General features: G+C 69.7%; 26 protein-coding genes. 8 read left to right on the top strand and 18 right to left on the bottom strand.

Annotated elements, in window-relative coordinates:
* The first annotated feature begins 30 nt into the window (after positions 1-30).
* Positions 31-2,469 (top strand): CHAT domain-containing protein, encoded by a 2,439-nt coding sequence (locus IM776_RS00525; protein ID WP_194421155.1) that lies wholly within the window; start codon positions 31-33, stop codon positions 2,467-2,469.
* Positions 2,470-2,700: 231 nt separating this feature from the next.
* Here IM776_RS00525 and IM776_RS00520 read toward each other — a convergent pair whose 3' ends face one another.
* The 5 genes from IM776_RS00520 to phnD are packed head-to-tail and all read right to left on the bottom strand — an operon-like array spanning position 2,701 to position 6,682.
* Complete coding sequence (locus IM776_RS00520; RefSeq protein ID WP_228479829.1) at positions 2,701-3,330, bottom strand: TetR/AcrR family transcriptional regulator; 630 nt, start codon at positions 3,328-3,330, stop codon at positions 2,701-2,703.
* Positions 3,327-4,085 (bottom strand): tyrosine-protein phosphatase, encoded by a 759-nt coding sequence (locus IM776_RS00515; RefSeq protein WP_194421154.1) that lies wholly within the window; start codon positions 4,083-4,085, stop codon positions 3,327-3,329. The genes IM776_RS00520 and IM776_RS00515 overlap by 4 nt, the downstream gene beginning before the upstream one ends.
* Positions 4,082-4,915: a phosphonate ABC transporter, permease protein PhnE gene (phnE, locus tag IM776_RS00510; RefSeq protein ID WP_194421153.1), complete on the bottom strand. Its 834-nt coding sequence runs from the start codon at positions 4,913-4,915 to the stop codon at positions 4,082-4,084. The genes IM776_RS00515 and phnE overlap by 4 nt, the downstream gene beginning before the upstream one ends.
* Complete coding sequence (locus IM776_RS00505) at positions 4,902-5,783, bottom strand: phosphonate ABC transporter ATP-binding protein (RefSeq protein ID WP_194421152.1); 882 nt, start codon at positions 5,781-5,783, stop codon at positions 4,902-4,904. Before IM776_RS00505 ends, phnE begins: the two co-directional genes overlap by 14 nt.
* Positions 5,780-6,682, bottom strand: coding sequence for a phosphate/phosphite/phosphonate ABC transporter substrate-binding protein (gene phnD, locus IM776_RS00500; protein WP_194421151.1), 903 nt, complete (start codon positions 6,680-6,682; stop codon positions 5,780-5,782). Before phnD ends, IM776_RS00505 begins: the two co-directional genes overlap by 4 nt.
* 176 nt (positions 6,683-6,858) lie before the next feature.
* Between phnD and IM776_RS00495 the strand changes: the two genes are divergently transcribed.
* On the top strand, positions 6,859-7,452 hold the full coding sequence (locus tag IM776_RS00495) for a short chain dehydrogenase (protein WP_194421150.1): 594 nt from the start codon (positions 6,859-6,861) through the stop codon (positions 7,450-7,452).
* Here IM776_RS00495 and IM776_RS00490 read toward each other — a convergent pair.
* Positions 7,449-7,748 carry a chorismate mutase gene (locus IM776_RS00490; protein ID WP_194421149.1) on the bottom strand — a complete coding sequence of 100 codons (300 nt, stop codon included), beginning with the start codon at positions 7,746-7,748 and terminating at the stop codon, positions 7,449-7,451. The two genes, IM776_RS00495 and IM776_RS00490, sit on opposite strands and share 4 nt — an antisense overlap.
* Positions 7,749-7,809: 61 nt before the next feature.
* On the opposite strand from IM776_RS00490, the gene IM776_RS00485 reads away from it, so the two are divergent.
* Positions 7,810-9,093: an AI-2E family transporter gene (locus IM776_RS00485; protein WP_194421148.1), complete on the top strand. Its 1,284-nt coding sequence runs from the start codon at positions 7,810-7,812 to the stop codon at positions 9,091-9,093.
* Here the strand turns inward: IM776_RS00485 and IM776_RS00480 are convergent.
* The 9 genes from IM776_RS00480 to IM776_RS00440 all read right to left on the bottom strand — a co-directional run bounded on the left by IM776_RS00480 (position 9,090) and on the right by IM776_RS00440 (position 17,776).
* Positions 9,090-9,752: a hypothetical protein gene (locus IM776_RS00480; protein WP_194421147.1), complete on the bottom strand. Its 663-nt coding sequence runs from the start codon at positions 9,750-9,752 to the stop codon at positions 9,090-9,092. The genes IM776_RS00485 and IM776_RS00480 overlap by 4 nt on opposite strands.
* A 13-nt stretch (positions 9,753-9,765) precedes the next feature.
* On the bottom strand, positions 9,766-10,689 hold the full coding sequence (locus tag IM776_RS00475; RefSeq protein ID WP_194421146.1) for an ABC transporter substrate-binding protein: 924 nt from the start codon (positions 10,687-10,689) through the stop codon (positions 9,766-9,768).
* Between the two features lie 23 nt (positions 10,690-10,712).
* Positions 10,713-11,453: an ABC transporter permease gene (locus IM776_RS00470; protein ID WP_194421145.1), complete on the bottom strand. Its 741-nt coding sequence runs from the start codon at positions 11,451-11,453 to the stop codon at positions 10,713-10,715.
* A complete protein-coding gene (locus tag IM776_RS00465) occupies positions 11,450-12,133 on the bottom strand; it encodes an ABC transporter permease (RefSeq protein ID WP_194421144.1) in 684 nt (227 codons plus the stop codon). The genes IM776_RS00470 and IM776_RS00465 overlap by 4 nt, the downstream gene beginning before the upstream one ends.
* A gap of 1 nt (position 12,134) precedes the next feature.
* Entirely contained in the window at positions 12,135-12,977 is an 843-nt protein-coding gene (locus tag IM776_RS00460) for an ABC transporter ATP-binding protein (RefSeq protein ID WP_194421143.1), read from the bottom strand.
* A 25-nt stretch (positions 12,978-13,002) separates the two neighbouring features.
* Positions 13,003-13,305 carry a DUF427 domain-containing protein gene (locus IM776_RS00455; protein WP_194421142.1) on the bottom strand — a complete coding sequence of 101 codons (303 nt, stop codon included), beginning with the start codon at positions 13,303-13,305 and terminating at the stop codon, positions 13,003-13,005.
* Positions 13,306-13,422: 117 nt separating this feature from the next.
* The gene (locus tag IM776_RS00450) at positions 13,423-14,847 is read right to left on the bottom strand and encodes a dihydrolipoyl dehydrogenase family protein (RefSeq protein ID WP_194421141.1); all 1,425 of its coding nucleotides are present in this window, start codon (positions 14,845-14,847) and stop codon (positions 13,423-13,425) included.
* A 281-nt stretch (positions 14,848-15,128) separates the two neighbouring features.
* On the bottom strand, positions 15,129-16,361 hold the full coding sequence (locus IM776_RS00445; RefSeq protein ID WP_228479828.1) for a lactonase family protein: 1,233 nt from the start codon (positions 16,359-16,361) through the stop codon (positions 15,129-15,131).
* A gap of 131 nt (positions 16,362-16,492) precedes the next feature.
* Complete coding sequence (locus tag IM776_RS00440; RefSeq protein ID WP_194421140.1) at positions 16,493-17,776, bottom strand: adenylosuccinate synthase; 1,284 nt, start codon at positions 17,774-17,776, stop codon at positions 16,493-16,495.
* A 197-nt stretch (positions 17,777-17,973) separates the two neighbouring features.
* On the opposite strand from IM776_RS00440, the gene IM776_RS15810 reads away from it, so the two are divergent.
* The 3 genes from IM776_RS15810 to IM776_RS15800 all read left to right on the top strand — a co-directional run bounded on the left by IM776_RS15810 (position 17,974) and on the right by IM776_RS15800 (position 18,964).
* Entirely contained in the window at positions 17,974-18,306 is a 333-nt protein-coding gene (locus tag IM776_RS15810) for a DMT family transporter (protein WP_228479827.1), read from the top strand.
* A gap of 76 nt (positions 18,307-18,382) precedes the next feature.
* Positions 18,383-18,676 (top strand): hypothetical protein, encoded by a 294-nt coding sequence (locus IM776_RS15805; protein ID WP_267237930.1) that lies wholly within the window; start codon positions 18,383-18,385, stop codon positions 18,674-18,676.
* Between the two features lie 36 nt (positions 18,677-18,712).
* Positions 18,713-18,964 carry a DMT family transporter gene (locus IM776_RS15800; RefSeq protein ID WP_228479826.1) on the top strand — a complete coding sequence of 84 codons (252 nt, stop codon included), beginning with the start codon at positions 18,713-18,715 and terminating at the stop codon, positions 18,962-18,964.
* A 113-nt stretch (positions 18,965-19,077) separates the two neighbouring features.
* On the opposite strand, the gene IM776_RS00430 is transcribed toward IM776_RS15800, so the two are convergent.
* The 3 genes from IM776_RS00430 to IM776_RS00420 all read right to left on the bottom strand — a co-directional run bounded on the left by IM776_RS00430 (position 19,078) and on the right by IM776_RS00420 (position 20,868).
* Positions 19,078-19,854, bottom strand: a complete 777-nt coding sequence (locus IM776_RS00430; RefSeq protein ID WP_194421139.1) for an alpha/beta fold hydrolase — start codon at positions 19,852-19,854, stop codon at positions 19,078-19,080.
* Positions 19,854-20,396, bottom strand: a complete 543-nt coding sequence (locus IM776_RS00425) for a PadR family transcriptional regulator (RefSeq protein ID WP_194421138.1) — start codon at positions 20,394-20,396, stop codon at positions 19,854-19,856. The genes IM776_RS00430 and IM776_RS00425 overlap by 1 nt, the downstream gene beginning before the upstream one ends.
* Positions 20,397-20,481: 85 nt before the next feature.
* Complete coding sequence (locus IM776_RS00420; RefSeq protein WP_194421137.1) at positions 20,482-20,868, bottom strand: DoxX family protein; 387 nt, start codon at positions 20,866-20,868, stop codon at positions 20,482-20,484.
* A 76-nt stretch (positions 20,869-20,944) separates the two neighbouring features.
* On the opposite strand from IM776_RS00420, the gene IM776_RS00415 reads away from it, so the two are divergent.
* A complete protein-coding gene (locus IM776_RS00415; RefSeq protein WP_194421136.1) occupies positions 20,945-21,811 on the top strand; it encodes a sigma-70 family RNA polymerase sigma factor in 867 nt (288 codons plus the stop codon).
* 98 nt (positions 21,812-21,909) lie between these two features.
* Positions 21,910-23,037 (top strand): AAA family ATPase, encoded by a 1,128-nt coding sequence (locus IM776_RS00410; RefSeq protein ID WP_422730925.1) that lies wholly within the window; start codon positions 21,910-21,912, stop codon positions 23,035-23,037.
* The last annotated feature ends 3 nt before the right edge of the window (positions 23,038-23,040 follow it).

Raw genomic sequence — 23,040 nt, 5'->3', positions numbered from 1 at the left:
CGCAGGCACCGGACAGGGCATCCTGAACGGATGGGGAATTCTGCTCGTGAGCTGTACGAGCGCGGGCGCGCGGCATCGAACGCACAGCGTTACCCCGAGGCGCGACGTCTGCTCGGCCGCGCGGCGGCGGCTGCAGCCGAAGTCGGCGATGCCGACCTGCGCGCACGCATCGCCGGCACCACCGCGTATGTGCTCGCGCAGACCGGCGAACCCGCACGCGCCGAAGCCCTCTGCCGCGAGGCGCTCGAGCAGGACGGCGCCGGCGAGGAGACCAGGGCGATCCTGGCCGGCCAGCTCGGCGTGCTCTTCACCCGCGCCGGCCGCCTCGACGAGGCCGAGACCATGCTCACTCGCGCCATCGACCGGCTCACCGGGACGGCCCTGGCGAACTGCCTCCTGAACCGATCCGTCGTGCACATGCACCGCCGTGCGTTCGACGCCTGCACGGAAGATCTCGAGCGCGCAGTGGCGATCTATGAGGATGCCGGCGAAGAGGCAGCCGCCGCCGAAGCGCGGCACAACCTCGGCTACACCGCCCTGCTGCGCGGCGACCTCGTCGAGGCGCTCGAACTGATGGCGCAGTCACGGCCGGTGATCGCCGCCCTCTCCCCGGTCAACGCCGCCATGAGCGACCTGGACCGCGCCGAGGTGCTGCGCGATGCGGGCCTCGTCGACGAGGCCGAGCACCTGCTCGAGGACGTCGCGACCACCTTCGGCGCCGCCCGGATGCGCCAGGCCCGCGCCGAGGCCGAGTACCACCTCGCCCGCTCCCTCCTCCAGCACGACCCGAGGCGTGCGCGACAGGTCGCGAAAGCCGCTGCGCGGCGCTTCCGCGCACTGGGCGCGCACAGCTGGGCCGCGCGCAGTGACGCGATCCGCCTGGACGCCGAGCTGGATACCGGCGCCGCCCCGCCCGCCGAGGACTTCGCCGCGAACGCCGCAGAGCTGCGGCGCGCCGGCTTCACGAACGAGGCCACGGCCGTGCGCCTGAGCGCCGCTCTCGCCGCGACCCGCCGTGACGAGCCGAGCCCGGCGATCCGGCTGGCGGACGACGCCCCGGTTCCGCTGCGACTGCGGGCCGCCGAGGTCCGCGCCGCACGCGCGCGGTCCCGCTCCCAGCGCGCGAAGGCACGCCGTCACGCAGCCGACGGCCTCGATCTGCTCGCCGACTGGCAGCAGTCCTTCGGCGCCCTCGACCTGCAGGCCTCCCTCGCGATGCACGGCACGAACCTCGTGTTCGCCGGTCTGTCCGCCGCCGGCGAGAGCCGCGACCCCGAGGTGCTGTTCGATTGGTCGGAGCGCGCCCGCCACCTCAGCCAGCAGGTCGCCCCGGTGCGCCCGCCGCACGACAGCGAGCACGCCGCCGATCTCGGAGAACTGCGGATGCTGCGCACAGAGCTGACCGGTCAGGACTGGTCGACGCATCAGCGGGTCCGCCTGCTGCGCGACCGCGTGCGCGAGCATCAGTGGACCTCGACCGGCGCCGGCGACACCCGACCGCGCATCGCCCTCGCCGCACTGCAGCGCGAGCTCGGCGATGACGCCACGGCCGCCCTCTGCTTCGTCTACACCGGCGACACCATGCTGTGCGTGGTCACGACCGCCTCATCCAGCGCGATCGTGAGCCTCGACCACGCGGCGATCATGCACGCCGCCGACGGCCTGCGCGCCGACCTCGACGTGTCGGCCTCGATCCGCTCCGGTCCCATGGCCGGGATCGTCGCCCGCGCGCTCGACGATCGGATGCGACGCCTCGACGACGCGCTCCTCGGCCCCGCCCGCACCCTGATCGGCGACCGCCGCGTCGTGCTGACCGTTCCCGGCATCCTCGCCGGCATCCCCTGGGCCATGCTGCCCACCATGGCCGGCCGCCCGTTCACCCTGGCGACCTCGATGTCGCGCTGGGCGCATGAGCGTCATGCCGCCCACGACCTGCGTTCGGCCGGCTTCGCCGCAGGGCCGCGCGTGCCGCGCGCCGGTGACGAGGTGAGCGCCGCGGCATCCGTCTGGGAGAGCGCGACCGTGCTGACCGGCGCGAGCGCCAGGGTGGATGCCGTGACCGGCCTGGCCGCGCAGGTCGACGTGCTGCACATCGCCGCGCACGGCCGGCATACCGCCGACAACCCGCTGTTCGCCGGGTTCGAGCTCGCCGACGGTGCGCTGTTCGGGTACGACATCGACCTCATCCCGCGCGTGCCGGACACCGTCGTGCTCTCGGCGTGCGAGCTCGGCCGGTCGTCGGTGCGCTGGGGCGAGGAGGCGCTCGGCATGACCAGGGTGTGGCTGCACGCCGGCACCCGGAGCGTGATCGCGGCCCCCGCCCTCGTACCGGACGACGAGGCGAGCGCGCTGCTCAGCGCCCTGCACACCGGACTCAGCGCCGGCGAACCCCCCGCGGCGGCGCTGGCGGCGGCATCCGCGCAGACCGGACTGCGCACGCCGTTCCAGTGCCACGGCACGGGGTTCTGAGGAATTTCTCCATTCGATGTATCAGGAGGCGACCGGTGCGCTCTTGATCATCGGAAGGTGTCACGCGGAAGCCCCACCGGGGCAAGAGGGTGACGCGGTCGCTCTGGGGATGCGTGGGGACGCAGCGACGGACACCGACTGCTCAGGAGGGCGTCGCGGATTGCATCCGCGGCGCCCTCCGCTTCGCGTCAGCGCCGGGTGACCTGAGCACGTCGACCGGCGACCTGGCGCTCAGGCGAGCATGCCGCACCAGATGACGTCGAGCGCGGCCTTCATGCGCGCCTGGGACTCCGGCTCCTCGAAGCGGTCGCCGCGGACGACCAGCTGGTAGTACGCCACGCCGGCCATGGCGTCGAAGCACGCCTCGACATCGAGATCGGCGCGCAGGATTCCGCGTTCGATGCCCCGGCGCAGCGCGGCCTCGACCGGCACCCGCCGCCGCGAGACGTGCGAGCGCCAGTACGCCTTCTGCAGCGCACGGTCCGCCATCACCAGACGGATGCGATGCCGGAACCGCACCTCGGAATAGCCGGATGCCGTCGCGGCCGCCGAGTCGCCGAACACCGCTCCCATGACCGCAGCCTGCAGATCGCCCTCGGCATCCACTGCCGGCGGGACGGTGCGCCCGACGTCGAGCGCAGCGGCGACCAGTGTCGTCAGAGCCGGCCAGCGCCGGTACAGCGCCGCCCTGCTCACGCCGCTGCGCTCGACGATCCGCGAGACCGTGACCTCCGCCTCGGCGTCGATGAGGGCGAGCGTCGCGGCGATGATCTGCCCGTCGATCTCCTCGTCGCGCGGGCGGCCGGGCCCGCGGCGGGCGGCCCCGGCATCCGCGACGGTCCCGGCGTCCGCGATCGTCACGCCAGCGCCCTGGCGCGCAGCCGCGCGATCGTGTCGTCGCCGAGACCGGCGGCGCGCAGCGGTGCGAGTGCATCGCCGTGCCGTTCCCGCAGTGTCGTCAGCAGCATCCGCATCGAGACCTCCATCGATCCCTCCAGCAGCGTGCGACCGTCGAACGCGTCGATGTCGAAGCCGAGCGCCTTCCACATCGCGCCCATCACCGGGCGGTTCCGCTCCATGATGGCGGCCATGTTCTCACCGGTGCGCGCGTAGTCGGCGACGATGTCGTCGTCGTCTGCGCCCAGCGCGAGCAGCAGCATCGCGGCGAGCACGCCGGTGCGGTCGCGGCCGGCGGCGCAGTGGAACGCGGTCGCGCCGGGCGCGTACGCGATGATGTTCAGCGCCGTGACGAGCTGGGGCGCGGCCCGCTCGACCATAGCGACGTACATCTCGCCCATCGCCTCGTGCCCGAGGCGGTTCTGCGCGCCCTCCTTCATGGAGTCGCCGACATCGGCGATCAACGGCAGGTGGTGGTACGAGACGGGGCGATCGGCGAACGGACCGCGGCCGGTGGTGGCGACCTCCAGCGGCGAGCGCAGGTCGATGATCGCGGTGAGGCCCGCCGTGACGAGCTCGTCGGCGACCTCTTCGGTCACGTAGGCGATGTCGTCGGTGCGGATCGCGAACCTGTCGCGGAGCACGCCGCCGGCGATCGGGATGCCGCCGAGGTCGCGCAGATTCACCGGTGCGCTCAGGGTGATGTCGATCGTGGTCATGTGATTCTCCTTCTGATGAGCGCGCTCCCCTGGTCGAGAGCGGTGACGAGCACGATGATGCAGATGATGATCGCGCTGAGGTGGCCGTAGTCGTACATGCGCATGGCGGTGGTCAGCTCGAGTCCGATGCCGCCGGCGCCGACGAGGCCGAGGATGGTCGCTCCGCGCACGTTGCCCTCGAACAGCAGCAGTGTGTACGAGACGAGCAAAGGGGCAGCCTGGGGCAGCACGCCGTACTGGATGACCTGTCGCTTGGAGGCGCCGACGGCCTGCATCGCGACGATCGGCCCGCGGTCGACGGACTCCATCGATTCGGCGAAGATCTTGCCGATCGATCCGATCGACCCGAGCGTCATGGCGAGGATGCCGGCGAACGGCCCGAGCCCGACGGCGGAGACGAACATCAGCGCGAAGACGAGATCCGGCACCGAGCGGATGATGTTCATCAGCCAGCGTGCCGGGTAGTACAGCCACTTCGGAGCGATGTTGGATGCCGCGGCGACCGCCACGAACAGCGAGAGCACGGCGCCGAGCACGGTGCCGATGATCGCCATCTGCAGCGTCTCGACCAGCAGCAGGGCGATCGTGCCGAACTTCGAGAAGTCCGGCGGGAACAGCCGCGACAGGAACTCGCCCATGTTCACCGCACCCTCGCCGAGCTTCACGAAGTCGAATCCGACGCCGCCGGCGGACCAGAACAGGATGACGAGCGCGACCGGGATGCCGATCAGGAAGCGGGCGCGCGGGACGGAGACGGCGCGCTCCATGCGGGCGCGCTCGGCGGCGGGGAGCGTCGGACGCTCGCGCGTGCGCGTCTCAGTGGTCGTCATCGTCGTCCTCCTCGGTCGCGTACAGCGGTGCGAGCTTCTCGGGGTCGAGGTCGGAGGTCGGCGCCGACACGAGCATCTCGCCGTGGCGGAGCCCGACGATCCGGTCGCTGTGCGCGAGCGCGAGCGGCAGCACGTGCAGGCTCACCAGCACCGGGATGCCGTCCTCGACGGCGATCTCGCGCAGCAGGCTCAGCACCGAATCGGCGAGCTTCGGATCGAGGGAGGCCACCGGCTCGTCCGCGAGGATCACGCGGGGCCGCTGCATGAGGGCACGGGCGATCGCGACCCGCTGCTGCTGCCCGCCGCTGAGCGATCGGGCCGGGGCCTTGGCCTTGTACGCGATGCCGACGCGGTCGAGCAGTTCGAGAGCGCGGCGCCGGTCGGCGGAGGAGAACCCGCCGGCGAGGTTGATGGCACCAGCACCCCGCAGCCCGCCGGTGAGCACGTTGGTGAGCACGCTGAGGCGCGGGATCAGGTTGAACTGCTGGAACACCTGGCCGACCTCGGAGCGCAGCGTGCGCAGCTCACCGCGGGCGAGGTTGGTGACGTCGTGTCCGGCGACGCGCACGGATCCGCCCGCGATCGGCGCGAATCCGGTGAGGCTCCGCATCAGCGTCGACTTCCCCGATCCGGATGCGCCGAGCAGCGCGACCATCTCGCCGGGGAACAGGTCGAGGTCGACGCCGTCGAGCACGGTGTCGCTGTCGTAGGCGACGCGCAGGTCGCGCACGGTCACGAGCGGGAGCGCCTGGCGCAGCTCCTCGGTGCTGGTGCGGATCACAGGAGCGGATCCCGCAGCCGCTGCCCGGCCCGGGGCGGGTGCCGCAGCATCCGCCCCGCCCTTCACCGTCTTGACCGCCTGGCTCATTCCAGGTCCTCGAGCTCGACGCCCGCGACGCCCGCGATCTCCGCGAACGAGGCGTACAGCGACGCGTCGGGGGCGACCGTCTGCTCGAGCGTGGCAAACGAGCCCATGGCCCCCAGGCGCTCCTCGTTCTCGGGGCTGAACACCGCGGCGATGCCCTCGGCGATCACGGTGCGGGTCTCCTCGTCGAGCGACTGACGTCCGAGGACGGTGCCCTGCACGCTCATCGACGGGCTCTGTCCGACACCGCGCCATTCACCGTCGGCGAACGGGAACATCGGTGCGCCGAGCTGTGTGAGCATGTTCGCGGTGCACGCGGCATCCACCTGGCCCTGGGCCAGCGCGGCGAAGCTGCCCTCGTGGCCGCCGGCGAAGATCGCCTCGTAGTCGACGCCCTGCTCGAGTCCGGCCTCATGCAGCATGTAGACCGGCATGAAGTAGCCCGAGCTCGACGCCTGGTCGGCGAACGCGACCGTCTTGCCCTCGAAGTCCTCGACCTCCTGGATCGGGGAATCGTTCAGTACGACGCAGGTCGAGACCGGCTCGTCGTCGCCCTCGAAGGCGACCAGTGGGTCGACCTCGCCGGTGTTGACCGCGAGCGCAGACGGGAACCCGCTCATGATGCCGATGTCGACGTGGTCGTTGCGGATCGCCTCGACGACGCTGAGATAGTCGGGCACGTCGGTGACCTCGACGTCGCGGCCGGTGGCCTCCTCGAACAGCTCGGCGAAGACCTCGATCGGGTTCTCGGCGGTGGGATCCTCACCGAGCGGGAGCGTGGCGATGGTGATGGGCGCGTCGGCGTCGGGGGTCGAGGCGTCGGATGCCGCGGCGGTGCATCCGGTGAGGGCGAGAGCAGCGATACCGAACATGCCCACGGCGGGCAGGGTGTAGCGGCGCATGGGGGGGTGACCTTTCAGAGGTGTGGGGTGTCCTCCGGATTTCGAGAACACCTGTATTCGAACTCGCGAAGATGACCGGGAATTACGAGACCGCCGTACTCGCATTGGAACGTCGGGTGAACACGTGGTGTCGGCGACAGCGCTCGCTCGCGGGCTCCGCGCATAGGATCGACGACATGAGGATCCTGGTCATCGGCGCATCCGGACGCATCGGCAGCGTCGTCACCTCGGCTTTCGAATCCCACGGACACGACGTCCTGCGCGCGTCACGCAGCGGCGAGTGGGCGGTCGACATCACGGATCCCACGTCGGTGCGCGCGCTGTTCGACGAGGTGGGCGAGGTGGATGCCGTCGTCGCCGCCGCCGGTTCGGTGCCGTTCGCGCACCTCACCGAGCTGGACAGAGACGACTATCTGAAGGCGTTCATGTCCAAGGCGCTGCCGCAGATCGACATCGTGCGCTGCGCGCTTGACCACGTGCGCGACGGAGGCTCGATCACCCTGACCACCGGGGTGCTCGCCCGCGAGCCGATCGCAACAGGAGCGGCCGGCGCCGTGGCCAACGGGGCGGTGGAGTCTTTCGTGGTCACGGCCGCGGCGGAGGCGCCGCGCGGCATCCGCATCAATGCCGTCTCACCGAACGTGCTCGAGAGCGCGGACGGACTGCACGCGCTGTTCGCCGGCCAGCGGCCGGTGCCGGATGCTGAGATCGCGCGCGCCTACACGCTCGCGGTCGAAGGACTCGTGCGCGGGCGCGTCCTGACGCTCTAGCGGCCTTCGGCCGCTTCGGTGTGGTGACGGATCACCTCGGCGACGACGAAATTGAACCACTTCTCGGCGAATTCCGGGTCGAGGTGGGCCTGTTCGGCGAGCGCGCGCAGGCGCGCCACCTGCTGCTCTTCGCGCGCCGGGTCGGACGCCGGCATGGCGTGCTGGGCCTTGAGCACCCCGACCTGCTGGGTCGCGCGGAAGCGCTCGGCGAGCATGTAGATCAGGGCGGCGTCGATGTTGTCGATCGTGCCGCGCAGGCGCAGCAGTTCGGCCCGGGCGTCCTCGGCGTCGGTCATGGCTCTCCCTGTTCGTCGGCGGTTAAGACGATATCGCGGGACCGAGCCATAGAGTTGGCGCATGACCAACGATCTGCCTCCCGCGACAGACGACGCCCGCGCGCAGGAGGGGGCGCAGCCGCCGCAGGACTCGGCGGCGTCGTCGCTGGAAGCGCCGGGGGCGGAACAGCCCGCACCCGCTTCGCGTGCGGATGCCGCGTCGAAGAAGGCAGGACGAAAGACGAAGAAGCCGGAGGCCGTCGACCCGCCGCTCACGCCCAAGCCCGTCGTGGAGCCTGTGCCGTCGTCCCGCTCGTTCTGGACGCGCATCGACAAACCGTTCGTGTTCGGCTTCCTCGTCACGCTCGGCGCACTCGCCGCGATCGTGCTCGGACTCGCGCTGTCGAACCTGTCGACGGTGATCATCTACATCGCACTCGCCCTGTTCGCCGCCCTCGGGCTGGATCCCGCCGTGCGGTTCCTCGAGCGTCGTGGGCTGGGTCGCGGCTGGGGCGTGCTCGTCGTGCTCGTCGTGCTGATCGCGGTACTCGCGCTGATCCTCTGGACGATCATCCCGGTGGTCGTCGAGCAGATCACCCTGTTCGTCAAGAGCGTGCCGTCGCTCGTCAGCGACTTCATGGCCAGCGACATCTACTCCGCTCTCGAGGCGCAGTTCGGGGATCAGTTCGAGGATCTCGTCAGCGACGTGCAGGGCTTCCTGTCCGACCCGGGCAACATCGCGGTCATCGGCGGCGGGGCGCTGCAGGTCGGTGCATCCATCGCGAACGCCATCTCCGGCGTGGTGATCGTGCTCGTTCTCGTCATCTACTTCGTCGCGACGCTGCCCGGTATGAAGCAGGCCATGCTGCGTCTGGTGCCGGCCCGCGACCGCGCGAACACCGAGGTCATCACGGATCAGATCACAGACTCGGTCGGCGGGTACGTCATGGGGATGGTCACACTCGCGTTCATCAACGCCATGGTCGTTCTGCTGCTCTACACGGTGATGGCACTGCCGTTCCCGTTGCTGCTCGCGGTGGTGGCATTCCTCATCACGCTGATCCCGCTGGTGGGATCGCTCATCTTCTGGGTGATCGGCACGGGTATCGCCCTGTTCGCCGACCCGATCCTCGCGCTGGTGTTCGCGGTGATCTACCTCGTGTACATGCAGCTCGAGTCGTACTTCCTCACGCCGCGTGTGATGAACCGGGCGATCTCGATCCCCGGCTCACTGGTCGTGATCGGCGCCCTCGTCGGCGGCACCCTGCTGGGCCTGCTCGGAGCACTCGTAGCCGTGCCGGTGACGGCATCCATCCTCATCATCATCAAGAAGGTGTGGATCCCGCGCCAGGACTCCCGGGTCTAGGCGTCGCCGTCGAAGAGCCCTCCGTCGAGCAGCCAGTGGTTGCGCAGACGGAGGGCCCGCTCTGTGCTGGCCAACAGGGTCGCCACAAGGAGCGAGATGTTCCCCCACGCGGGCAACTGGACCGGTGACGTGAACGCCCCGATGTTCTCCGCGACCCACGGGATGTGCGTGATCTGCTCGACGATCTGCGGGACACCGAGCACGAGAGCGACGCCGAGCACGATGAAGGACCCCGCGCCGATCGCGCGGCTCGCGGTGGGATGTTCACGGTCCAGCCGCGCCCGACGCCCTTCGGCGGATGCGCGATCCGGTGACAGCTGCGACTCGCTGCCGTCGGCGGCGATGAAGTGGCAGCGCTTCAGGCCGTAGCCGCTCGCCACGACCTCGATCGTTCCGCCGGGCGCCGCGAACGCGGCCGGCAGCTTCGACATCGCCACGTTGACGCCGTCCCGGTAGAGCCGAGCGATGACCTCGCCGTTCGAATCGCCCCAGAGCGGGACGTCAACGGACCACGTATGCGGAAGCCCGTCTTCCTCGGCGAAGCGCGCGTGGAACAGCGTGCGCGAGAACAGCTGCCACCACCGGAAGCGCCGGAGTGCGTGCCCGTCGCCGGGCTTGACCTTCTTCGCCGCTCGCCGGCGCTTCCTGTCCGAGACCACTCGTCCGGGTCCCTTACTCGACGAGACCCTTCTCCGTCAGCCATCCGGTCGCGATGTCCTCCGGCGACATCTGGTCGACCGTGCTCTGCACACCCAGCGCCACAAGATCGTCGACGCTCAGCTCGACGCTGACGGCGTTGATCACATCGGCGATCTCGTCGGCGATCTCGCTGGATGCGATCGGGACCACGTTCGAGGCGAGGATCAGGCTCTCGGGGTCTTCGAGCGCCACGATGTCCTCGGTCTGGAATCGCGGATCCGCCGAGTAGATATCGGCCACCTGGATCTCGTCCGCCATCAGGGCCTCGAACGTGGTGTCGCCGGTCGCGGAGAAGGCGAGGTCGACCCCGTAGACCTCCTTGGCCCCGGCCGGGCCGTACGGACGCTGCTCGAGCTCGGGCGCGCCGCCGAGCGTCACTTGTCCGTCGACGTCCGCGAGGTCGGCGATCGAGGTGAGGCTGTTCGCATCGGCGAACTCCTTCGTCACCGTATAGGTGTCCTGGTCGCTGGCCTCGGCGTAGTCGAGCGCCGTCAGCCCCTCGGGCAGCGCGTCCTGCAGCGCGGCGTAGACGTCATCGGGGCTCGTCGCGTCCGTCGAGTCGTCGTAGAACTCCAGCAGGTTGCCGGTGTACTCCGGGAACAGATCGATCGCGCCGGACTCGACGTCCGGCATGTACGCGTCGCGCTGACCGATGTTGAACTGCTTGTCGACCGTGTACCCGGCGTTCTCGAGCGCCTGAGCGTAGATCTCGGCGATGATCTCGTTGGAGTAGTAGGCCTGAGAGCCGATGACGATCGTGTCGGAGCCGCCGTCGGCGGTGGACTCGTCGGTGGGGGTGTCCAGCGGATTGCTGCTCGCGCAGCCGGCGAGGGCGAGGGTCGCAGCGAGTGCGACTCCGGTCGCGAGTGCGAGACGTGACTTGCGTGCGGTGAACATGGTGTTCCTCTCTGGTGGGGAGTTCAGGCGGGAGCTGAAGATGCTGTGGCGGACGCCGCACGCCGCGCCGCGCGCGGCGTGCGGGTGCCGGGCTTCGCGACACGGATGCCGGCCGGCACGGCCGCACGCTGGGCGAGGGCGAGCAGCAGATCCGCGATGAGGGCGAGCACCGCGACGAGGATCGCGCCGCCGAGCACCTGGTCGAAGCGCTGCAGCGGGATGCCCTGGATGATGGGCCAACCGAGGCCACCGAGATTGACGTAGGCGGCGATCGTGACGGTGGCGATGACCTGCAGGGTTGCCGAGCGCAGACCGCCGACCAGCAGCGGCATGCCGAGGGGCACCTCGACCTTCCAGAACACCTGCCACTGGGTCATGCCGGTCGCTCGAGCGGCGTCGATCGCGTGGCGGTCGATCGCCTCGAGTCCGGTGTAGGCGCCGGCGAGCAGTGACGGGATCGCCAGCAGCACGAACGTGATGGTGGCGGCCTCAGGCACGCGCAGCACGCCCAGCAGCAGCACGAGCAGCACCATGAGCCCGAAGGACGGCACGGCGCGCGCGGCCCCCGAGACGGCGACGGCGACCTCGCGCCCCCGGCCGGTGTGGCCGATGAGCCAGCCGATCGGGACGGCGATCACCGCGGCGATCAGCACCGAGATGACGGTGTAGAACAGGTGCTGACCGAGCAGGATCGGCAGCGCGTACTGGCCCTCCAATCGTTCCGGAGAGAACAACCAGGCGAAGGCATCGGCGAACAGGTTCATGCGGCGGCCCTCATCGGGAGGATGCGTCGTCGTGCGCCCGCCGCACCGGCGCTGCGCGTCCACGGCATGATCGCGCGGCCGGCGAGGAGGAGCAGCAGGTCGATGATCAGGGCGATGACGACGACCGCGAGGACCCCGGCGAGCACTTCGGGGATGATGCGCCGCTGCAGCCCGTTCGTGAACAGGTAACCGAGGTTCGTAACGCCGACGAGGATGCCGACCGTGGCGAGTGAGATCGTGCTCACCGCCGCGACCCGGAGACCGGCGAGGATCACGGGGCCCGCGAGCGGGAGGTCGACCATCCAGAAGCGTCGGGCTCCGCCGTAGCCGACCGCCGTGGCAGCCTGTCGCACGTCGGGGTCGACCGAGTCGAGACCGTCGGCGACAGAGCGCACGAGGATGGCGATGGCGTAGATCGTGAGTCCGACGACGAGGTTCGCCTCGCTTCGTGCCGAGTAGCCGACCACCGAGGGAAGCAGGATGAGCAGCGCGAGCGAAGGGATCGTGTAGAGCAGGCCGGTGAGCACGATCACGGGGCCGCGGACGAGCCGGTACCGCCACGCGATCCAGCCCAGCGGCAGCGACAGAATGAAGCCCAGCACGATCGCGATCGCGCTCTGGCGCAGGTGCACGAGAGTGAGTTCGAGGATCAGATCGAGATTGTCGGCGACCCAGTTCACGTCATCCGCCGTCCCCGGCCACGCTCGCCGCGTCATCCAGCAGCGCCCCCTGAGTGCGCCCCTCGGAATCGACGACGACCCGGCCGCGCGGTGTCTCCTTGATCCGCAGCGCGCGGCGGCCGCGTTCGGCGCCGATGAAGGCGGAGACGAAGTCGTCGGCCGGGTTCTCGATGATCTCGCTCGGGCTACCGACCTGTACGACGCGTGCGCCCTTGTCGAGGATGACGACCTGGTCGCCGATCAGGAACGCCTCGTCGATATCGTGCGTGACGAACACGACGGTCTTGTCGAGGTCGCGCTGCAGCCGGATGAGCTCCTGCTGCAGATCGGCCCGCACGATCGGATCGACGGCACCGAACGGCTCGTCCATCAGGAGGATGTTCGGGTCGGCCGCGAGGCCACGTGCCACACCGACGCGCTGCTGCTGGCCGCCCGAGAGCTGACTCGGATAGCGGTCGGCGAGCGCACGATCGAGCCCGACGGTGTCGAGCAGGTCGAGGGCGCGCTCGTGGGACTGCTTCTTCGGCGTGCCGTTCAGGCGCAGCACGGTCGCGACGTTGTCGATGACCGAGAAGTGCGGCATGAGGCCGGAGTTCTGCATGACGTAGCCGATGCTGCGGCGCAGGGCCACCGGGTTCTTGCCCAGTACGCTCTCGCCGTCGATCTCGACGTCGCCGCCGGTCGGCTCGACCATGCGGTTGATCATGCGCAGCAGCGTCGTCTTGCCGCATCCGGACGATCCGACGAACACGGTCGTCTTGCGTGAGGGCAGCACGAGGCTGAAATCCTCGACGGCGAGCGTGCCGTCGGGGAAGCGTTTGGATGCCGAGCGGAACTCGATCATGCGCGGACGTGTCCTCTCGCCCGGGCTATGGTCCGACCTCCACGTCGGGGGCGAACGCGATGTGCCCGGAGATGTCCTTGCCTACCCGCTCGAACGCCGTCGGGTAAGGATTCGGATAGCCCCATGCCGCATCGACGTGGGTCTCGCCGTCGACGACGGCGGAGTAGTACTGCGCTTCGCCCTTCCAGGGGCACGTGTACGGGGTCGGACTCTCGACGAGCACGCCTTCGTTCACGGACGACAGCGGGAAGTACCAGTTGCCTTCGATCTGGATGAGGTCGCTTTCGTCGGCCTCGGCGATGACGGTTCCTGCGAGTACAGCTTTCATGGTGATGCCTCCTCGGATTCGGTTTCGAGCGTATGGGATGCCGCAGACATGCGGGGAAGATTCCGTGGGTCTTGACAAGCACTGGGTGTTCGGAGCAGAACCGCGAACGGATGGGCCTCAGGCGGAGTCCCGCCCGTACTCCTCGAGCATCCGCAGCCAGATCTCGCTGACGGTGGGGTACGACGGCACGGCGTGCCACAGTCGCGCGATCGGCACCTCGCCCACGACCGCGATCGTCGCGGCGTGCAGCAGGTCGGCGACGTCGGGTCCGACGAAGGTGACACCGAGGATGACGTCCCGGTCGGTGTCGACGATCATGCGGGCCCTGCCCTGGTAGCCGTCCTCCCGAAGGCTCGCTCCGGCGACGGAGCCGAGGTCGTAGTCGACGACTCGCGTCGTGTATCCGGCATCCTCTGCCGCCCGTGCGCTGAGGCCGACCGAGGCGACCTCGGGTTCGGCGAACACGACCTGCGGGACGGCGGCGTGGTCGGCGGTCGCGACGTGCCGCCCCCAGGCGCCGTCGTCGACGTCCTCGCCCTTCGCGCGGGCGGCGATCACATCGCCGGCGGCGCGCGCCTGGTACTTGCCCTGGTGGGTGAGCAGGACGCGGCCGTTCACGTCGCCGACGGCGTACAGCCAGTCGGTGCCGGGGACGAGCAGGGTGTCGTCGGTCTCGATCGACTTCCCTGGCTCCAGTCCGACCTTCTCGAGGCCGATGTCGCCGCTGCGCGGGGTGCGGCCGGTCGCGGCGAGCACCTCGGCCGCGATGATCTGCTCACCGTCGCCGATGGTGACCGTCACGCCATCCTCGTCGCGGCGCACGCTGGTCGTGCCGGTGCCGGTGCGCACGTCGACGCCCAGCTGGCGCAGGCCTTCTGCGACGAGCTCGCCCGCGAACGGGTCCATCTGCTCGAGCAGACCGCTGCGGGAGATCAGGGTGACCGCCGAGCCCAACCCCGCGTAGGCAGTCGCCATCTCGACGCCGACGACTCCGCCGCCGATGATCGCGAGGGATGCCGGGATCTCCTGCGCGCTCGTCGCCTCACGGCTCGTCCAGGGTGCGGCACCCTTCAGTCCGTCGATCGGCGGGATGGCGGCATCCGTGCCGGTGGTGATCGCGACCGCCTGGCGCGCCTTCAGGACGCGCGCGGTGCCCTCGGCATCCGTGACCGTCACCTCGCGTTCGCCGCTGAGGCGGCCGTGCCCGCGCATCAGGTCGATGCCGGCGGACTCGAGCCACTGCACCTGACCGTCATCCGACCAGTCGTTCGTGAAGGAGTTGCGGCGGGCGAGCACGGCGCGCACGTCGAGCGGCCCTGTCACCGCCTCGGCCGCGCCGTCGACGTGCTGCGCCGCGCGCAGCGCCTGTGCCGAGCGCAGCAGCGCCTTCGAGGGCATGCACGCCCAGTAGGAGCATTCGCCGCCGACGAGTTCGCTTTCGATGATGACCGCGGTGAGACCGGCCTGCACGGCGCGGTCGGCGACGTTCTCGCCCACCGGCCCTCCGCCCAGGACGATCAGGTCGTATTCGTCTGTCGACATCGTGACGCCTTCTTCCGGTCAGCCTGCGGGGCAAGTCTTCCCGAACTGCAACCGCGTGTCACGGGGTTTGTTCCGTATGGGTGGTTCGGGGCAGCGTGCGCGCGTGCCGCGTTCGGCACGGATGCAGGGGGAAAGTACGGATGCATGGCCGAATGACGGCGTTTCGCCATGCATCCGTGCATCGGCCATGCATCCGTGCACCCGCCCGGCATCCGTGCATCCGCCCTGCATGCGTGTCGCCGGAACCGGCGAACCGCGCCGGCGAACGGCCGCGATCAGTGTCAGCGGGCGAGCAGGATGCCGGTCGGCGACGGCACCGCAGTGCGGTGGCGGATGCCGCGGGGCGCGCCGGTGCGCTCGTCGAGGTCGAGCACGGCGATCTCACCCGACCGCTGCCCGGCGACGAGCAGCGATCCGTCGTGCACGAGGTGATGCCGCGGCCAGTCCACACCCGATTCGGCGAGCGCGAATGGCTCGACGAGCTCACCGGCTCCTCGCACGCGCAGGGCGGCGATCGTGTTGCTGCCGCGCACCCCGGCATAGAGCGTCTCGCCGTCGCGCGACCGCGACAGTTCGGACGGGAAGTCGACGCCGACCTGAGCCGCCGGGCTCACGGTCGTCGCCGCGGCGAGCGTCCACCGTCCGTCCGCTCCGGCGGCGAGCGTGAACACCTCGCAGGAGTACTCGGTCACCACGTGCAGGTGACCGCTGGGGTGCACGACCATGTGCCGCGGTCCGACACCGTGCGGCAGCACGATCTGGTGGTCGAGCACGAGCCCGGACCGGCCGGGGCGCCAGACGCGCACGAGGTCGAGCCCGAGGTCGGTGGTCGCGATGCGGCCGTCCGGAAGGAACGCCGCGGCGTGCGCGTGCGAGGCGCGGGATGGGGCTTCGACGGGTTCGGGCTCAGGCTCCGGTTCTGTAGCGGGCGCCGTGTTCAGCCCGAGCGCCTCGTCGAACAACAGCAGTCCGGTGCGCGGGGCCTCGCTCTGCGGCTCCTTCAGCGACGCGAGCACCTCGGCGAAGTCGATCGCCCGCGGCTGGTCGTCACCGGCATCGGTCCCGTAGGGATCGGTCGCGGCATCCCCCGCCGACGCCGTGCCGAGCCGTCCGGCGGCATCCAGAGTGATGCGCACGACGCGCCCGTCGCCGTAACAGCTCGCCACCAGGTATCCGCCGCCGGGCGCGACGGCCAGATGGCACACGCCGGAGCCCGCATCGATCGCGTCTCCGATCGAGGTCAGTGACCGCTCGCCGTTCCGCACGAACGCCTGCACCGTTCCCGACCCCTCGAGCGCGGCGTAGACGACGTCGAGACTCGGGTGCGCGGTGAGCCAGGACGGCGATGCGGCCGCGGCGACGACTCCGCGGTACGCGAGCGTCGCGGGTTCGCGGCCCTCATCGCCTTCGAGCAGGCCGATGCCGCCGGCATCCCCGTCCATGTCCGGCCCGTACCCGCCGATCCAGAACTGCGTCATGGCATCCTCACGCTCGAGCCCTGCCGGGGGTCGCATCTGGTCTCTTCCGCGCCGCTGAGGCGACCATTTGCGCCCCTCCCGGACGGCGCCCCGCGGGAGGGGGCGCTAAATGCCTCACCGGACGCGGTTCAGCGACCATCTGCGCCCCTCCCCAACGGTGCGAAGAGTCACACGAGGTCGTGGCGGACGATCACCTGGTCGCGCTCCGGGCCGACGCCGATGACGGAGATACGGGTCCTGCTCATCTTCTCGAGCGCGAGCACGTAGTCCTGCGCCGTCTGCGGCAGGTCCTCGAACGTGCGGGCGGTGGAGATGTCTTCCTTCCACCCGGGGAAGTACTCGAGGATCGGCTTCGCGTGGTGGAACTCGGTCTGGTTCACCGGCACGTCGTCGAAGCGGGTGCCGTCGACGTCGTACGCGACGCACACCGGGATCCGGTCGAGCCCGGTGAGGATGTCGAGCTTGGTGAGTACGAGGTCGGTGATGCCGTTGATGCGCGTGGCGTACCGCGTGATCGGGGCGTCGTACCATCCCACGCGGCGCGGCCGGCCGGTGGTCGTGCCGAACTCGAAGCCGGCCGAGCGCAGCCAGTCGCCCTGCTCGTCGAACAGCTCGGTCGGGAAGGGACCGGAGCCGACGCGGGTCGTGTACGCCTTGACGATGCCGACGATGCGATCCAGCCGCCCCGGCCCCACACCCGAGCCGGATGCCGCCCCCGCCGCGGTCGCGGTGGACGAGGTGACGAACGGGTAGGTGCCGTGGTCGATGTCGAGCATGGTCGCCTGACCGCCCTCGAACACGACGATGTCGCCGCGGTCGAGCGCCTCGTCGAGCAGGTGCCCGGTGTCGGCGACCATCGGACGCAGCCGCTCGGCGTACGACAGCAGGTCTTCCACGATCTCGTCGCACGTGACGGCGCGGCGGTTGAACACCTTCACCAGCAGGTGGTTCTTCTGATCCAGCGCGCCCTCGACCTTCTGGCGCAGGATGTTCTCGTCGAAGAGGTCCTGCACTCGGATGCCGACGCGGTTGATCTTGTCGGCATAGGCCGGGCCGATGCCGCGGCCGGTGGTGCCGATGTTGCGCTTGCCGAGGAAGCGCTCGGTGACCTTGTCGAGCGTGCGGTGGTACTGCGTGATGATGTGCGCGTTGGCGCTCACCTTGAGCTTGGAGACGTCGATGCCGCGTGCGGAGAGCGCGGTGAGCTCGTCGAAGAGGACCTCGAGGTCGATGACGACGCCGTTCCCGATGACCGGCGTGACGCCGGGAGACAGGATGCCGGACGGCAGCAGGTGCAGCGCGTACTTCTCGTTGCCGACCACGACCGTGTGACCGGCGTTGTTGCCGCCGTTGAACTTCACCACCCAGTCGGTCCGGTCACCGAGCAGGTCGGTTGCCTTTCCCTTGCCCTCGTCGCCCCACTGGACGCCGATGATCACGATTCCTGGCATGGGTGTTCCCCCTGGATGGTGCTTCTCGCCGGGATTGCACCGGCGGATGAGCTGGCCCGAACGGGCGATTCCATCCTAGCGAAGCGGTCTGAAGCGCCTGCCTGGGCGAAACGGCGCACCCGAAGCTGGCAGGAAATGAACGGCAGTCGACCTCCCGGCCGATCGACGGTGTCGGTGGTCGTTGCGAGGATCAGGTCATGCCTAAATCGCCGATCCGCCCCGCACCGCACGTGTCAGACGAGACCGTGCCGCGATCGCGCGGGTCGCTCACCCTCATCGCGGCTCTCGTGACCGTCGTGCTGTGGGCATCGGCCTTCATCGGCATCCGCGGTGCCGGCCCGCATTTCGACGCGGGCGCACTGGCACTGCTGCGCATGGCCGTCGGCGCGGCCGCGCTCAGCATCCTCGCCCTCAGGCACGGCATCCGTCTGCCGGCGCGTCGTCACTGGCTGCTGGTGATCGTGTGGGGCGTCGGCTGGTTCTGCGTCTCTCCCCACGGCCACTCCGCGCATCGCTTCGCGCTGCGCTGAGCCTCTGGCCGCGTGGGCCCACCTGGCGCTGAACAGTGCCGAGCGCACGCTCGACGCCGGCACGGCGGCGATGGTCGTGAACCTCGCGCCTCTCATGGTGGTCGTCTTCAGCGGCCTCTTCCTCCGCGAGGGCTTCCCCAAGCCGCTGCTGGTCGGGGCACCGATCGCCTTCCTCGGCGTGGTGCTGATCGGGATGAACTTTGACGCGGACGCCGGGCTCGACATCACCGGTCTGCTGCTGGCTCTGCTCGCCGCCGTGATGTACGCGGGGTGCACGCTGGTGCAGAAGCATCTGCTCACCTCGGGGGTCGACGCGACGACTCTGACCTGGCTCGGGGCCATCGCGGGCACGGTCGCCCTGCTGCCCTGAGCGGGCCGTCTCGTCGCCGACCTGCATACCGCGCCGTTGGACGCGACCCTGTGGGTCGTATACCTGGGCATCTTCCCGACGGCGATCGCCTTCACCACCTGGGCGTACGTGCTTCAGCGCAGCACCGCCGGACAGACCTCGGCGACGACTTACGTCGTGCCGGCGATCGCGATCCTGATGTCGTGGATGATCCTCGGCGAGGTGCCGACGCCGATGATGTTCATCGGCGGGGCGCTCTCTCTGCTCGGCGTTCTCGTCACGCGGATGCGGCGGCGCGCAAGGCGGTGACCACGGCGCTCACGGGGCTGGCCCGTGGTGGTACCCGTACCCGTTCCTCGACCCGCACCTGCAGGGCGGCTACCTCGGCGTCATCGCGTACATCGTCGGTATCGCCGTCGCGATCATCGCGGTGGCGGCGTTCGTGGTGTGGGTGGGACGACGTCGCGATCGACGAAGTCCACGATCGTCTTCGTGAACAGATCCGCGTCCTGGATGTTCCACACGTGGCGCATGCGGGGCGCGATCCACGTGCGCGTCTGCGGCATCGCCGCCACGAGCGCCGGAAACGCCGCGACCACGCTCTTGGACTCCCTCTCGCCGGCGATCGCGAGCATCGGTCCGGAGTAGGCGCTGCGGCCCTCAGGCATCGAGCCATCGAAGATCTCCCGGTACATGCCGCTCGCGGCAGCCCGGTCGACGCCCATCCCATCGCTGATGAACAGCCCGCGCGCGTCGCTGGGAATCCGGAACATCGTCGCCTGTGCGCTCCAGAACCAGCGCCGGTCCCAGAACCGCAGCTGCAGCTCCGCCAGCCGGCGCTCAAATCCGCCCACGCCGGTCATCATCGCCCCGGTCACCATGCACGAGCGCACGACGTCGGGATGCCGCATCGCCAGGTGCACTCCGATGACGCCGCCCATCGACAGCCCCACGACGTGCGCGCGTCCATCGATCGCGCATGCTCGGATGATGCCGGCGATATCGTCCGCTGCCGCGCGCAGCCCCGGCCACGGTTCTGCGGAGCGCGAGCTGAAGGCGACCACATCCGGAGTGATGACGTGGCGGCCGGCGAGTCCTTCGACCTGTGGTTCCCACATCCAGTTGCCCACGTTCCCGCCGTGCAGCAGGATGATCGACTCCCCGCTCCGTGCGCCGTGCTCGACCGGATACCTCTCCATCACGGCATCCGCGTCTGCACGGCGGCCCTGACATCGTCGAGCCAGGCGAGCTCCGCGTCGGCCGCACGAAGACCGGCGTCGAGCGTCGCCGTGCGCAGGACGGCACCGAGCCCTTCTGCGGCGCGTGACCCATCGGCGGCACGGGGCAGGTCATCCAATTGCGCACGCTCGGTGCGGACGGCATCCGCCCGTTCATCGAGCAGCCTGAGAACCCCCTCGGCACCGAGCGGTTCGGCGAAGAACAACCTGGCCAGGAACGGCTCTTTCGGCAGCGGAGTCTCGACCGGCGACCGCAGCCACTCCTGCAACTCGGCACGCCCGGCCTCCGTCAACGCGTGCACGCGACGATCCGGGCGTCCGGTTTGCACCACCACCTCGGTCGCCACGGCGCCGTCGACTTCCAGGCGATCGATGGTCCGGTAGATCTGCGACTGGTCGGCGTGCCAGAAGTGCGCAACGGAACCGGCGAAGGCACGGCCGAGGTCGTAACCGCTCTGGGGCGAGATATCGAGCAAGCCGAGGATCGTGTGGCGAAGTTGCATGCCGCTATTAGACAACACATATATAGGACTGCACAAGTATGAGACTCCGAGCAAGATCCTGGCGATCACGGTGGCCGGGCCGCGATCACCCGCCATAGGGCGCGAACGCGAACCGACCCCACGCCACGAAGACGAACAACAGCATGAAGGCGGTGTCCCCGGCCATCAACGCCCACTCGCTGCGGCGGAACCTCGTCGTGGCCGCGCCGGCCATGAGGAGGGCGAGTCCGCACGCCGCGATCGGCGAGAGGATCGGGGCGATGCCCACCAGCGGCGGCAGCACGAGGCCGACGACACCGACGAGCTTGATCGTTCCGATCGCCTTGATGTGCCCTGCGTCGAAGTCGTCGACCCAGTGCTGGCTGGTCGCCAGCGATCGGTAGCGCTCCTTGGTGAGGACGATCTGGCTGACGCCTCCGGCGCCGTAAGCCACGGCCAGCAATCCGGTGATGATCCACAGTGCGATGTTCATGGGGTTCCTTCTGGTCGCTTCGCCCGTTCGGGCCGGTCACTGTGATGACGGATCAAGACGTGGAAAGGTAACGGTGATGGATGAGATCGAACTCAGCGCCGCGTTCGAACAGCACCGTCCGCGCCTGCTGGCGGTCGCGAGGCGCGTGCTCGGCTCGCACGCCGACGCCGAGGATGCCGTGCAGGAGACCTGGCTGCGGCTGGACCGGCATGCCGGCGACGAGATCGAGAACCTCGGCGCCTGGCTGACCCGCGTCATCGGGCGCATCTGCATCGACATACTGCGCAGCAGGTCCGCGCGCGCGGAATCGGCGCTGGAGGACGACGACAGCGATCCGATCGTCACGGAGGATGCCGACGGGCCCGAGGATGCCGCGGTCGAGGCCGACGCTATCGGAATGGCCATGCTGGTCGTCCTCGACTCGCTCGAGCCCGCCGAGCGCCTCGCGTTCGTGCTGCACGACGTCTTCGCCGTGCCGTTCTCCGAGCTGGGGCCGATCCTCGACCGTTCGACGGATGCCGCAAAGATGCTCGCCAGCCGAGCACGGCGCAAAGTGCAGCAGCAGCCCCGGCCGCATGAGGAGCGTCGCCGGCGCCGCGAGGTCGTCGACGCCTTCCTCACGGCGGCGCGCGAGGGCGACTTCGAGGCGCTGATGCGCACGCTCGCGCCCGACGTGACCTGGCAGCACCGCACCGCGCACGGCACGACCGTGATGGTCGGCGCGAACGAAGTGCTCACCGCGGTCCGGCAGGGCAACCCCGAACGCGTCCAGGCGCGCCGGGTGAGCGTGAACGGCCGGCCCGGCATCCTCGCCTGGGGTCCGACCGGTCGTCCGATCGCGCTCATGGCCTGCACCGTCGCCAATGGCCGGATCGTCGCGCTCGTGTCGATCACCGACGCGAAGCGGCTGTCGCGCATGCAGCTGCCGCCGTCGTCCCGGTAGCGTGACCGTCTTCATGATGTGACGATCGTCCTCATGGTGTGACGATTACGCTGTTCCGAGGGAGGGCGCGCGACCGTCCCGCATGCGAGGAGACAGTGATGAGTGAGCCGCACGCCCAGACGACGGGCACACCCGCCGCCCCGCCGCCCCCGCCTCGGCCGCCGGCGGCTCCGGCGACACCGCGCGTTCCGGACCCTTCGACAGGCTCAGGGACCGGGGCCGCGCCGACTGGCGCGGGAAGCGCCCCCACCGACGCCGAGATGGCGCGCGCCTCCAGAATCCTGAAGGTCATCTCCGACTCCTACTCGGCGAAGATGGTCGGCCAGGACCGCCTGCGCACCAGTCTGCTGATCTCGCTCATCGCGAGCGGCCATATCCTGCTCGAGTCCGTCCCCGGGCTCGCCAAGACGACTGCGGCATCCACCCTGGCCGACACGGTCAAGGCGAGCTTCAAGCGCATCCAGTGCACGCCCGATCTGCTGCCCAGCGACATCACCGGCAACCAGATCTACGACGCCCAGGCCGGCTCGTTCCGCACCGTGCTGGGCCCGGTGCACGCGAACTTCGTGCTCCTCGACGAGATCAACCGCTCGAGCGCGAAGACGCAGTCGGCCATGCTCGAGGCGATGCAGGAGCACCAGACGACCATCGGCGGCGAGGTGCACCACCTGCCGAAGCCCTTCCTGGTGATCGCGACGCAGAACCCGATCGAGCAGGAGGGCACGTACGAGCTGCCCGAAGCGCAGATGGACCGGTTCCTGCTCAAGGAGATCGTCGAGTACCCGAGCCCCGCCGAGGAGCTCGAGGTGCTCAGCCGCATCGACTCCGGCGTGCTCGACCCCGACCGGCACGTCGCCAGTGCCGTCTCGCTCGAGGACGTGCGGCTGCTGCAGGACGTCGCATCCCGCATCTACGTCGACGCCGCCATCCGCAACTACATCGTCTCGATCGCGTACGTCACCCGGAACCCGGCGCCGTACATCGGCGAGGATCGCGCACGGTTCATCAAGTACGGCGCCAGCCCCCGCGCGAGCATCGCCTTCCTCCAGGCATCCCGCGCGCTCGCGTTGCTGAACGGCCGCGCGCATGTACTGCCGGAGGACATCCGCACACTCCGCCACGTCGTGCTCCGCCACCGGGTGCTGCTCACTTTCGAGGCGGATGCCGAGGGCATCAGGAGCGAGGAGATCATCGACGAGATCTTCTCCGCAGTGCCGACGCCGTAGTAA

This window comes from Microbacterium abyssi (assembly GCF_015277895.1).
GTDB classification, from domain to species: Bacteria; Actinomycetota; Actinomycetes; order Actinomycetales; family Microbacteriaceae; genus Microbacterium; species Microbacterium abyssi.
The sequence above is the reverse complement of the archived record's forward strand: the minus strand, read 5'-3'. Positions and strand labels throughout refer to the sequence as shown.